Annotated in this window: 12 protein-coding genes; 7 read left to right on the forward strand and 5 right to left on the reverse strand. The window is 57.0% G+C overall.

The genetic code is table 11. The features are described from left to right. Window positions 1-17: 17 nt before the first annotated feature. Together DIT71_RS10080 and DIT71_RS10085 are read right to left on the reverse strand one after the other, a co-directional pair. Complete coding sequence (locus DIT71_RS10080) at window positions 18-1,304, reverse strand: DEAD/DEAH box helicase (RefSeq protein ID WP_114613094.1); 1,287 nt, start codon at window positions 1,302-1,304, stop codon at window positions 18-20. A gap of 6 nt (window positions 1,305-1,310) precedes the next feature. Then, window positions 1,311-1,889, reverse strand: a complete 579-nt coding sequence (locus DIT71_RS10085; RefSeq protein WP_114613319.1) for an elongation factor P hydroxylase — start codon at window positions 1,887-1,889, stop codon at window positions 1,311-1,313. 149 nt (window positions 1,890-2,038) lie between these two features. On the opposite strand from DIT71_RS10085, the gene dsbD reads away from it, so the two are divergent. Further along, window positions 2,039-3,934 carry a protein-disulfide reductase DsbD gene (dsbD, locus tag DIT71_RS10090; RefSeq protein ID WP_114613320.1) on the forward strand — a complete coding sequence of 632 codons (1,896 nt, stop codon included), beginning with the start codon at window positions 2,039-2,041 and terminating at the stop codon, window positions 3,932-3,934. Window positions 3,935-3,943: 9 nt separating this feature from the next. Here dsbD and tusA read toward each other — a convergent pair whose 3' ends face one another. Next, a complete protein-coding gene (gene tusA / locus DIT71_RS10095) occupies window positions 3,944-4,183 on the reverse strand; it encodes a sulfurtransferase TusA (protein ID WP_114613095.1) in 240 nt (79 codons plus the stop codon). A gap of 89 nt (window positions 4,184-4,272) precedes the next feature. Between tusA and DIT71_RS10100 the strand changes: the two genes are divergently transcribed. Next, window positions 4,273-4,563, forward strand: coding sequence for an antibiotic biosynthesis monooxygenase family protein (locus DIT71_RS10100; protein WP_114613096.1), 291 nt, complete (start codon window positions 4,273-4,275; stop codon window positions 4,561-4,563). Window position 4,564: 1 nt separating this feature from the next. Here DIT71_RS10100 and rlmM read toward each other — a convergent pair whose 3' ends face one another. Together rlmM and DIT71_RS10110 are read right to left on the reverse strand one after the other, a co-directional pair. Beyond that, complete coding sequence (gene rlmM, locus DIT71_RS10105) at window positions 4,565-5,641, reverse strand: 23S rRNA (cytidine(2498)-2'-O)-methyltransferase RlmM (protein ID WP_114613097.1); 1,077 nt, start codon at window positions 5,639-5,641, stop codon at window positions 4,565-4,567. After that, window positions 5,629-6,336, reverse strand: coding sequence for an alpha/beta fold hydrolase (locus DIT71_RS10110; RefSeq protein WP_114613098.1), 708 nt, complete (start codon window positions 6,334-6,336; stop codon window positions 5,629-5,631). The genes rlmM and DIT71_RS10110 overlap by 13 nt, the downstream gene beginning before the upstream one ends. Before the next feature lie 223 nt (window positions 6,337-6,559). Between DIT71_RS10110 and ccoN the strand changes: the two genes are divergently transcribed. From ccoN to ccoG, 5 genes are all read left to right on the forward strand, one after another. After that, window positions 6,560-7,990: a cytochrome-c oxidase, cbb3-type subunit I gene (gene ccoN / locus DIT71_RS10115; protein ID WP_114613099.1), complete on the forward strand. Its 1,431-nt coding sequence runs from the start codon at window positions 6,560-6,562 to the stop codon at window positions 7,988-7,990. 15 nt (window positions 7,991-8,005) lie between these two features. Continuing rightward, window positions 8,006-8,614, forward strand: coding sequence for a cytochrome-c oxidase, cbb3-type subunit II (gene ccoO, locus DIT71_RS10120; RefSeq protein ID WP_114613100.1), 609 nt, complete (start codon window positions 8,006-8,008; stop codon window positions 8,612-8,614). Between the two features lie 5 nt (window positions 8,615-8,619). Next, entirely contained in the window at window positions 8,620-8,805 is a 186-nt protein-coding gene (locus tag DIT71_RS10125) for a cbb3-type cytochrome oxidase subunit 3 (RefSeq protein WP_114613101.1), read from the forward strand. Continuing rightward, window positions 8,802-9,692 carry a cytochrome-c oxidase, cbb3-type subunit III gene (gene ccoP / locus DIT71_RS10130; protein ID WP_114613102.1) on the forward strand — a complete coding sequence of 297 codons (891 nt, stop codon included), beginning with the start codon at window positions 8,802-8,804 and terminating at the stop codon, window positions 9,690-9,692. The genes DIT71_RS10125 and ccoP overlap by 4 nt, the downstream gene beginning before the upstream one ends. A gap of 133 nt (window positions 9,693-9,825) precedes the next feature. Further along, window positions 9,826-11,259, forward strand: a complete 1,434-nt coding sequence (ccoG, locus tag DIT71_RS10135) for a cytochrome c oxidase accessory protein CcoG (RefSeq protein WP_114613103.1) — start codon at window positions 9,826-9,828, stop codon at window positions 11,257-11,259. Window positions 11,260-11,268: the final 9 nt, after the last annotated feature.

An 11,268-nucleotide genomic window follows, 5' to 3' on the forward strand; every position in this document is an offset into this window, starting at 1 on the left:
TTCGGCTCCCCGGCCCATTAGTTCCTGCGCTGGCGCTGATTGCTGCCGCGGCCGCCCTGGCTCCGATTGCCCTGGGGGCGCCTGGCACCGCGTTTGCGGGTGATCGGCGGTTTGGCCAGCGCTGTCATCAGTTCTTCATCAGGCACGGTCGTGGTGAGCTTTTGGCCAATATAGGACTCTATCGCCGGCAATGAATAGGCATCGTCCTCACTGGCGAAGCTGACGGACACACCGTGCTTCCCTGCCCGTCCGGTTCGCCCGATACGGTGAACGTAATCTTCTGCATTATCGGGCAAATTGTAGTTGAACACATGGGTCACACCGTCCACGTGAATACCACGCCCGGCCACATCCGTGGCGACCAGCACCTGGATGCTGCCGCTCTTGAACTGCTCCAGGGTTTTAAGCCGTTTGTTCTGGGCAATTTCGCCAGACATCAGGGCTACCTTGACACCCTGATTCCGCAAGTCCTCGTCCAGGTCACGACACTGGTCACGACGGTTGGCGAACACCAGGGCCTTTTCAACTTCAGGGCGCTGGAGGTAGTTCACCAGAACCGGCAGTTTTTCATCTTCACCCACCAGATAGACAGTCTGCTTAACCCGTTCGGCGGTTTTCTGTTCCGGCTCGATTTCCACAAATTCCGCGTTACGTGTCCACATGGAGGCGAGGTTGAGCACATCCTGGTTAAAGGTGGCGCTGAACAGCAGGGTCTGGCGCTCCTCCTTTGGCGTGCATTTGCGGATAATACGCTTTACATCCGGTATGAAGCCCATGTCGAGCATGCGGTCCGCCTCATCCAGAATCAGGATGTCGATCTGGTCCAGAAACACATCCTGGGACCCCAGGAAGTCGATCAGTCGTCCCGGCGTGGCCACCAGGATATCGACAATCTCGTTCTGCAGCTGATCACGCTGTTTGTCATAGTTCATGCCGCCGACCACGGTGACCACATTATGACCGGTGTAACCGCACAGCTGCTCAGCATCCTTGGCTATCTGCATCGCCAGCTCCCGGGTCGGCGCCAGAGCCAGCACTCGGGGCTCCGACGCGAATCGGTCGCTGTCAGGAATGGGCGTTTCCAGCATGCTCTGGATAGCGGTAATCAGGAAGGCGGCGGTCTTGCCGGTGCCTGTCTGCGCCTGACCGATCAGGTCCTGGCAGGCCAGCGTAAACGGAAGGGTTTCTGCCTGGATTGGCGTACAATGCTCGAAGCCGATATCGGTGATGGCATCGAGTACTCGCTGGTCGAGGTTCAGGTCCTTGAAAAGTGTCTTGCCGGCTTCGGGTGCGTCAGATGTCATATTGCTTCAATTTACCTCGGTGTCTGTGACGGAACCTTCGGGCATCAGGCGCCTGGTCTCGTTCTTCCAGACTTCGTTAAACTCGGTCCCGGTTCCATAAAATGTCTGGAGCACTTGCAAGAACCTGCCAGCACGGGCGGGCAAGCCATGCTCCAGATAATGATCAGCCTGCGCCGACACATTTTTGCGGAAGGCGTCTTCGTCCCACGCTCCGCTACCGGATAGATTGTCGACGCTGACGTGAAAGCGGGCGCCAGCGGCTATCGAAAACAGCCATTCCAGAGCCTGGGGCTTTATTTCCGCCTTTTCGAAAGCCTGTTGCTGCGCCACAGTGCGGCCATCCGGGCAGTACCAGTAGCCGAAATCCCGGAGTGTACGCCGTTGCTTACCGGCGATACACCAGTGGCTGATTTCATGCAACGCGCTGGCGTAAAAGCCATGAGCGAAGATAATCTGCGCAAAGCCTCCAGGCTCCGTGGCCGGCACATATTCGGGTTCATCGCCGCCCCTGACCAGAACAGTCCGGTAGTTTGCCCGGAACAGGTCATTAAACAGCATGATAAGATCGTCTGGATCATGTTTCATGGGACGGGTATTGTGCGACTTTAGACGGTTCAATACCAGAGGGAACTTTTGTCTGGCAACTGTGTCCATTGCAACCTGAAGCGGCGCTGTTACCCTCCCAGGATCTGGCGCCGGACAAACCCGAAATTACCAACGGTGTTCTATCGATTATGACAGGCAGCACAACAACCCCATGCCGTAGTGCCCCCAACGGGGTTTTGAGCCGCTTATTCCTGTTTCTGACATTGTCCGTTTTCTCTGCCCTAGCCACTGGCGCAGGTAACTCACTGTTTGGCAACAGTAATGATTTCCTTCCCGTTGACGAGGCCCTGCCCTTCAGCTTTACGACAGACAACGACGCGGTGTTGCTGTCCTGGGATATTGCCCCCGATCACTACCTGTATCAGGGACGAATCAGCGTCAGCACCAACACCGAGGGTGTCGAGCTGGGGGAGCCCGAGTTCTCCTACACCGGGACCGACACCGAGGACGAGTTCTTCGGCAAGGTCACGGTGTTCTATGAACCGCTCGAGGCCAGGGTTCCGGTCAGTCTTCCCGAGGGGGTCCACGAGGCAGAATTAGAGGTGACTTACCAGGGCTGCGCCAATGCCGGGCTCTGTTATCCGCCACAGACCCGTGACGTACTTTATTACGCCAGCAATGGGGACAACCCGGGATCTGCATCAGCCGGCAGCTCCGGGGGTGGCAATGCCCAGCAAGGCGCCGCCGACACCTCCACGGCAACCGGTCTGGCGGGCTTCCTCGCCAATCAGTCCACTCTGGTTATTGCCGGCCTGTTCCTGTTGCTGGGGCTCGGGCTGACGTTTACCCCCTGCGTGCTGCCCATGGTGCCGATCATTTCGTCCCTGGTCTCATCCCGCAACACCAGCACCACCGGCCACGCCTTGCTGCTGTCCGGCAGCTATGTGCTGGGCATGGCCCTCACCTATGCGGCGGCCGGTGTCATTACCGGCTTGCTGGGAGCCAGTTTCAACCTCCAGGCCCACCTCCAATCCCCCTGGGTGCTGGGCGTGTTCGCAGCGCTTTTCGTGCTGTTTGCAATGTCCATGTTCAACCTGTTTGAAATCCAGCTGCCGCGCTTTATCCGCGAGCCACTCAACGATGCCAGTCACAAGCTGACCGGCACTCGCGTTGTCAGTATTTTCGGGATAGGCGCGCTCTCAGCCCTGATTGTCTCACCCTGCGTTTCCGCGCCACTTGCCGGCAGCCTGTTATACATCAGTACAACCCAGGACGCGGTAATCGGTGGTGTTGCCCTGTTCGCCCTGGGGTTGGGTATGGGTATTCCCCTGATGCTGGTCGCCGTCGGGGGCCGCAAGCTACTGCCGTCAACCGGCCCCTGGATGAATGTTGTCAAAGCCTTCTACGGTGTCATGCTATTGGGCGTTGCCATCTGGCTGGTGGAAAGGATGGTACCCGGGTGGGTGGCACTGACCCTATGGGGGCTGCTTGTGGCCATTACCGGTGTGCAGCTGGGCGCTTTTGACGCTGCCAGGGCTGGCTGGGAACGCACCCGCAAGGGCTTGGGTCTGGTCATGTTTGCCTACGGCATCGCGCTACTTGCAGGCGCCGTGTCGGGCGCAAATGATCCCCTCAGGCCCCTGGCCGCGTTTACCGCATCGAATCAGACCGCGGCCGGAGCCTACTCTCCCGGGTCAATGGCTGCCCATGCCGCATTTACCCGGCTCGAGTCCCCGGCAGAGATTCGCAGTGAACTCCTGCAGGCCAGTCATAGCGGCACCCCGGTGATGCTCGACTTTTACGCCGACTGGTGCATTTCCTGCAAAGTCATGGAGCGTAATGTTTTCAGTGACAGCGCCGTCATCCAATCGCTGGCGCCCTACAAACTTCTGCAACTGGACATGACCGACAACACGCCGGAGCAGCAGGCATTGCTGGACGAGCTCGGCCTGTTCGGACCACCGGCCATCCTGTTTTACAACGGCTCCGGTGCCGAAATGGAAACTGCCCGCGTTCTCGGAGAGATGGACCGGGACCAATTTCTTGGCCATCTCGACGGGCTCGGGATTGCCGGTGAATCCTGACGGGGCTGATCAGTTGCCACGGCGGATAAAAAACACGAACTCTTCACCGTTTTCGCCGCTGTCCACCAGTTCATGATCAAGAAACTGACAGAATCGCGGAATGTCCCGGGTAGTGGACGGGTCAGTCGCCACTACCTTCAGCACCGCACCCGGGCTGATCTCGACAATCCGGTTATGCAACATCATGACCGGTTCCGGGCAAAACAGGCCGCGGGCATCCAGCTCTGCATCGTAATCCTGCTCTGACAAGGTCAGTCCTCCTGAAATTCCACCTGAAATTTGAAAAAAACGTGCTAAATTATTGTTTATAACCGCCAAAAAACACGTCGAGGTAAACAATGATCCGTGTGCTGATTGAACGCCATATCGCCGAATCCCTGGAAACCGTTTACGAGGAAAGATCCCGCCGCGTTCTTCAAAACGCCGTGAACGCCCCGGGCTTTGTGTCGGGTGAAACGCTCGTGGATACCAGCGATCCGAACCATCGATTCACCCTCGCCAACTGGCGCTCGGAAGCAGACTGGCAGCGCTGGTACCTGTCCGAGGAGCGCCGGACATTGATGGCCGAACTGGTCCCCATGATGGACCGTGACGAAGTCATAACGGTACTCGAGCACAGCCATAACTAGCTCAGTCTACACGCTCGATAAAGCAGGTGATCTCCTCCCGGTCATGGTAGAGGTGGCGGGCCCTGATACGGAAGTTCATTTCGGTCTTGGCCAGCCCCTGCTCCAGAATATCTCTGCAAGTCAGCCACTCATCGTATCTTTTTTTCATCGGCAGTTTGAGATTGAACACTGTGTAACGGCACAGTTTCCGGGCAAGCCAGTCCACCGCCATTGCCGCGGTCCGACGCGGGTGGTCCACAATGTCGCAGACCATCCAGTCCACTCCCCGCCTTGGCCGCCACTGGTAGCCATCGGCCTCAACGTGCTGAACGTGCCCTGACGCCATAAGGTCTCCGTTCATTGGCCCGTTATCGATGGCAGTTACCATCATACCCTGTTTGACCAGCTGCCAGGTCCAGCCACCGGGAGCAGCTCCCAAATCCACCGCCTGCTTACCGCCACCCAGATAGTCGAGCTCTTTTCCGGGAGGCAGAAACACCTTCCAGGCCTCCTCCAGCTTGAGCGCCGAACGACTCGGAGCCGACGCCGGCAGGCGCAAGCGGGGTATGCCGCTGACAAACCGGGCCCGGTTATCGGCCACGCTGACACCGGCAATAACCCGGTCAAACCCGAGCAGCAACAACTCCAGGCGAGCTGCCGAATGCCCCTGGGGGTCTGGCTGCAGCAGCCCCGCTCCCCGCAACCCTCTGGAAAGCGGAGACACCCATTTGCGGGCAAAATTGCCAAGATCCGGATCGCTGTTGTTCTCGGGCAACCGGATTTCCACTCTCGCGCAGGCCGGAAATTCTGCATCCGTGGTCCTGAGACTCTCTACGACGGCGCCCACCCGGTCCGTTGTCGGCAACACTACGTCCGCCAGAACAACGAACCAGTCTCTGACAAAGACCAGCGTGTGGATGGACAGCGTGTTTATCAATGTATCTGCCGAGGCCGGTCCAGGCAGGTTAAAGATGACGAAGCCCTGGGAATTGCCCGGCTCGAAATAGCCATAAATTGCAAATGCTGCCGCTGCATCCGTCAGTTCCCGGCCGGCTTCTGTCTCGAAGCCTGGCCGGCATAAGGCAATCAGTCGTTCCATTGTTCTACCCTAACCGGGGTCGCCCGGGAAGCCCGCGCATAACCGTGTATAAAAGCCGCGGCCAGACTCGCTGCCCGCAGAATCATTGCTTCCTGGCTTTGCTGTTGTCGTGCCAGTGGCCGATAATCGTGATCGCCGCCCTCAAGCCACGACAGGTTCAGGTTATCAACTGTCTCGAGACCCCGTGCTTCGACCTCGGACCGTCGACCAAAAGGGTCCCTGCTGCCCTGGATGATCTGGAGCGGGCGCTGCAGGTCCTGGAAGTGAATTGTCCGCCACCGCTCATGCTTTCCCGGGGGATGAAACGGGTATCCGAAGCAGACAGCACCAGAAACGTCAGGCGGCAGGTCCCCTTGGGCGATTATATGGCTGGCCATTCTCCCACCCATGGACTTGCCACCAATAAAAATGGGACCGCCGGCGGCGGCTTCAGCTGCGATTTCGTCGATTACCCGGCGGAAATGCTCCAGCAACACCGGCTGCCGGTCCGGTGGCCTTTTCCGGCCATCCAGCCGCCGCTTTTCCATATAGGGAAACTCGAATCGCAGGGTTCTGACACCCTCTTCTGAAAGCGCTGAGGCCAGCCTTTCCATAAAGGCGGAATCCGCGGGGGCGCCAGCCCCATGAGCCAGTATCAGACGGGGGCCAGGGGACCCTTTTCGTGATTCAGACTCATAAAATGTTACAGGATTCACAACGCCTCCAAATCGTGACTATCATAAGTAACGTGGCCACTATACATCCGGGGCTCCCCGAGTGCTCTCTGTTGAGTCGGGAAATACTCTAGTATATTCGCCATCTTACTGATTTAGACGCATTTGATAGAGTCTGCGAGTTGATCTGCGTCATTGCAAACAGCTAATGCTTTCTCCATACTTGCGCCCGCATATTCCCCACTCTAAACCCATTGGTAAGGCTATGAGCACAGTAAATGCAAACCTGACATACAACTACAAGGTGGTAAGGCAGTTTGCCATCATGACAGTGGTATGGGGGATTGTCGGTATGGCCCTGGGCGTGCTGATTGCAGCACAACTGGTCTGGCCCGCCGTCAATCTTGACCTGCCCTGGACCCATTTCGGCCGTTTACGGCCGCTGCATACCAACGCCGTGATCTTCGGCTTTGGCGGAAGCGCATTGTTCGCTACGGCCTACTATGTGGTACAGCGCACCTGTCAGGCCCGTCTGTTTTCAGACGCACTGGCTGCGTTTACCTTCTGGGGCTGGCAGGCCATCATCGTGGCGGCCGCCATTACCTTGCCTTTGGGATTGACCACGTCGAAGGAATACGCCGAGCTGGAATGGCCCATCGATATCGCAATCACTGTGGTATGGGTGTGCTATGCGCTTGTGTTCTTCGGAACCATCATGAAGCGCAGCACTCCGCACATTTACGTGGCCAACTGGTTCTATGGCGCCTTTATCATTACCGTTGCGGTGCTGCATATCGGTAACAGCATGGCGCTGCCGGCAACGGCCTTCAAGTCCTACTCGGCCTACGCTGGCGTTACCGATGCGATGATCCAGTGGTGGTACGGCCACAACGCCGTCGGGTTTTTCCTGACTGCTGGTTTCCTTGGCATGATGTACTACTTCGTGCCCAAGCAGGCAAACCGTCCCGTCTATTCCTATCGTCTGTCGATTGTCCACTTCTGGGCATTGATCGCCACCTACGTATGGGCCGGCGGCCACCACCTGCATTACTCAGCCCTGCCCGACTGGGCACAGACTGCGGGCATGGTAATGTCCCTGATTCTGCTGGCACCCTCCTGGGGCGGCATGATCAACGGCATGATGACCCTGTCAGGTGCCTGGCACAAACTGCGTACCGACCCCATCCTGCGCTTCCTGGTGGTCTCCCTGTCGTTCTACGGCATGTCCACTTTCGAAGGTCCGATGATGTCCATCAAGACGGTGAACGCGCTCTCCCACAACACGGACTGGACTATCGGCCACGTTCACTCCGGTGCGCTGGGCTGGGTTGCCATGATCAGTATCGGTGCCGTTTACCACCTGATCCCCAAACTGTGGGGCGTTCAGGCGATGTACAGCACCGCCATGATCAACGTGCATTTCTGGCTGGCAACGGTCGGTACCGTATTGTACATCGTCGCCATGTGGGTGAACGGCATCATGCAGGGGCTGATGTGGCGCGCGGTCAACGAGGACGGCACACTGACTTACAGTTTTGTTGAATCACTCGAAGCATCCTACCCGGGCTACTTTGTACGGTTTATTGGCGGCGTGATTTTCCTCAGTGGCATGCTGATAATGGCATACAACGTCTACATGACCGTACGTCAGAAAGAAGCGGCTGCTCAGGACAACACAGCAGCGCAAGCGGCGTAACGGGAGACAGTACTGATGAAGCACGAAATTATTGAAAAGAATATCGGGATCATGATCGTACTGATCATCCTGACCATCAGTGGCGGCTTTCTTGCAGAAGTTGTGCCGCTGTTCTTCCAGAAGAGCGTCAATGAGCCGATAGAGGGCCTTGAGCCACTGTCAGCGCTCGAGCAGGAAGGCCGGGACATCTACATCCGCGAGGGTTGCCATGTCTGTCATACCCAGCAGATCCGTCCGTTCCGGGCTGAAACCGAACGCTACGGGCACTACTCCGTTGCCGGCGAGTTCGTATACGACCGCCCGTTCCTGTGGGGCTCCAAGCGTACCGGCCCTGACCTTGCCCGTGTCGGTGGTCGTTACTCCGACGCCTGGCAGCGCCAGCACCTGTACGATCCGCGCAGCGTGGTTCCCGAATCCAACATGCCGGCTTTCCCCTGGCTGTTTGAGGACCGTGTTGATCACACTGCTACCGAGGCCAAGCTCAGAACTCTCCAGACACTGGGCGTGCCGTATACTGACGAACAGGTTGCAACCGCAGCTGAGGAAGTCCGCGGCAAATTTGAAATCGAAGCTCTGGTCGCGTACCTGCAACAGCTCGGTACCGTCATTTCAGAGAAACGGTGATACCCATGGATATAAATGATTTACGTGGCGTTCAAACACTGATCATCATGGCCATGTTCTTCGGCATCATCTGGTGGGCTTATAGTTCCCACCGCAAGAAAGCCAACGAAGAAGCGGCCCACCTGCCCTTTGATGATGATGAGGTGGAGAAGCGTACTGTTGAACAGGAAAAAACGGAGAAAAAACGATGAGTACCTTCTGGAGCATCTGGATCAGCGTGATCGTGCTCGGTACTGTGTTTGGTTGCTGGTGGCTGCTTTACGCCACCCGCAAGAACCAGACGTCTGATACTGAAACTGACAGAACCATGGGCCATTCCTTCGATGGCATTGAGGAATATGACAATCCACTGCCGAAGTGGTGGTTCTACCTGTTTCTCGCAACCTGTATTTTTGCGCTTGGCTATCTCGCCCTGTATCCCGGTCTGGGCAACTACAAGGGTCTGCTGGGCTGGTCTTCCACCGGCCAGTGGGAAACCGAGATGCAACAAGCCGATGAAAAATATGGTGAACTCTATGCCAAATTCGGCGACACACCGGTGCCTGAACTGGCTGAAATTGAGGATGCCATGAGAATGGGGCAGCGGCTGTTTGCCAACAATTGCGCCACCTGTCATGGCTCAGCCGGCCGGGGATCCCTGGGTTTTCCGAATCTGACCGATGATGACTGGCTGTATGGGGGTGACCCTGACTCGATTCTTACCACGCTTCACCAGGGACGCAACGGCAACATGCCTGCCATGGGCACCATGCCGAACATGACCAACGAACAGGTCGACCAGGTGGTCAACTACGTGCTCAGCTTTAGTGACCGGGAAAGGGACGCCGAGGCAGCGGAGAAAGGTGAAGAAGTCTACGCCCAGGCCTGCGTGGCCTGTCACGGCCCTGATGCCAAAGGCAACCAGGCTCTTGGCGCGCCAAACCTGACCGACGACACTTGGCTTTACGGTTCCACCTACGACTGGATCAGGGAAACCGTTGTTAACGGTCGCCAGAACCAGATGCCCGCCCAGGGCGGCCGGCTTTCCGACGATCAGATCCAGATTCTGGCTGCGTACGTCTACAGCCTGTCCAACTGAGTATCCGGCCGGGGCCTGTGGCCCCGGCCCGGTCTGTTCAACCCTGTGTCTGCATTTGCGGGTACAGGCTTGAGAAGATCCCCAGCCCCGCAGTCCTTTGTGACAAGGGCGCCACATCATCGGGAGGTTAACGATGAGCAGTGAGATTCCGGTCAAACAGGTTGACCCATCCTCTGACGCCTCCGACAACAAAAACAAAAATACCGGAACTGTCGAGCTTTACGCCAGCCGCAAGAAAATCTACGTGAAAGAGGTCAAGGGCTTCTTTCAGCGCATCCGTAATGTCAGTCTGACGGCCCTGATGGGCATGTATTTCCTGATTGTCTGGATCACTGTCGATGGCCAGCCACTGATTCACTTTGACCTCCCTGCACGTGAATTTCACCTGTTTGGTACCACCTTCTTTCCCCAGGATTTTATCCTGCTGTCGGGCATGCTCATTATCTGTGCCTTTGGCCTGTTCTTTATTACCACGCTGTTTGGCCGGGTATGGTGTGGCTATACCTGTCCGCAAACGGTCTGGACGTTTATTTTCATGTGGGTCGAGGAACGTATTGAAGGCGGCCGCAACAAGCGCATAAAGCTGGACAAGGCGCCCCGGTCGGCCGAAAAAATTGCCAAGAAATCAGCAAAGCACACTGCATGGTTGTTAATCGCACTTGCCACTGGTCTAACCTTTGTTGGTTATTTCTACCCCATCCGTGAGCTGATCATTGACCTGTTTACCCTCCAGGCCAATGGCTGGGCTTACTTCTGGGTCGCTTTCTTTACCGTGGCCACCTATCTGAACGCCGGGTGGATGCGTGAGCAGGTATGCCTGTACATGTGCCCCTACGCCCGTTTCCAGTCCGTTATGTTCGACCCCAACACTCGAGTGGTGTCCTATGACCCCAACCGGGGCGAGCCCCGGGGTAGCCGCAAGAAAGGCGTGGATCCGGCAGAACTGGGCCTGGGGGACTGTATCGACTGTGGCCAGTGCGTGCAGGTCTGCCCCACGGGCATCGACATCCGCGATGGTCTGCAATACGAGTGTATTGGCTGCGCCCTTTGCATTGATGCCTGTGATGAGGTCATGGATAAGATGAACTATCCACGTGGCCTTATTCGCTATACCACGGAAAACGAGCTGGAGGGGAAAACCTCCAAACTCCTGCGGCCGCGCACTTTCGGTTATGGGTTTGTATTAGTGCTGATGATGGCTGCGATTGCCGTTACCATTGCCACGAGGGTTCCGGCACAGCTGGATGTTCTCAGGGATCGGGGCGCCCTCTTCAGCTACAACGGGCAGGGAAGGATCGAGAATACCTATACCCTGAAAATCGCCAACATGTCAGAAGTGCCCCAGACCTTCGAGATCTCCGTTTCAGGCATGGAGGGCATGCAGCTACTGACCCAGGATACCGTCACGGTGGCCAGCAGCGAAAACCGTTCTTTGCCAACGGTTGTGGATGTGGCGCCGGAGGTTATTACACAAAGCAACAATGACATTGTGTTCAGGCTTGAATCACAATCCGATGAAAATCTTATTCTTGAAACCGAAAGCCGGTTTGTCGGTCCTAATCGCTAGCCCCGGATT

Origin of the sequence: Marinobacter vulgaris (assembly GCF_003344045.1) — a bacterium.
In the GTDB taxonomy this organism is placed as follows: Bacteria; Pseudomonadota; Gammaproteobacteria; order Pseudomonadales; family Oleiphilaceae; genus Marinobacter; species Marinobacter vulgaris.

What these genes read in the sequence shown, in the direction of transcription:
- DIT71_RS10080 (WP_114613094.1), bottom strand. Translation starts at nt 1,304, where the DNA reads ATGACATCTGACGCACCCGAAGCCGGCAAGACACTTTTCAAGGACCTG.
- DIT71_RS10085 (WP_114613319.1), bottom strand. Translation starts at nt 1,889, where the DNA reads ATGAAACATGATCCAGACGATCTTATCATGCTGTTTAATGACCTGTTC.
- dsbD (WP_114613320.1), top strand. Translation starts at nt 2,039, where the DNA reads ATGACAGGCAGCACAACAACCCCATGCCGTAGTGCCCCCAACGGGGTT.
- DIT71_RS10100 (WP_114613096.1), top strand. Translation starts at nt 4,273, where the DNA reads ATGATCCGTGTGCTGATTGAACGCCATATCGCCGAATCCCTGGAAACC.
- rlmM (WP_114613097.1), bottom strand. Translation starts at nt 5,641, where the DNA reads ATGGAACGACTGATTGCCTTATGCCGGCCAGGCTTCGAGACAGAAGCC.
- ccoN (WP_114613099.1), top strand. Translation starts at nt 6,560, where the DNA reads ATGAGCACAGTAAATGCAAACCTGACATACAACTACAAGGTGGTAAGG.
- ccoO (WP_114613100.1), top strand. Translation starts at nt 8,006, where the DNA reads ATGAAGCACGAAATTATTGAAAAGAATATCGGGATCATGATCGTACTG.
- DIT71_RS10125 (WP_114613101.1), top strand. Translation starts at nt 8,620, where the DNA reads ATGGATATAAATGATTTACGTGGCGTTCAAACACTGATCATCATGGCC.
- ccoP (WP_114613102.1), top strand. Translation starts at nt 8,802, where the DNA reads ATGAGTACCTTCTGGAGCATCTGGATCAGCGTGATCGTGCTCGGTACT.
- ccoG (WP_114613103.1), top strand. Translation starts at nt 9,826, where the DNA reads ATGAGCAGTGAGATTCCGGTCAAACAGGTTGACCCATCCTCTGACGCC.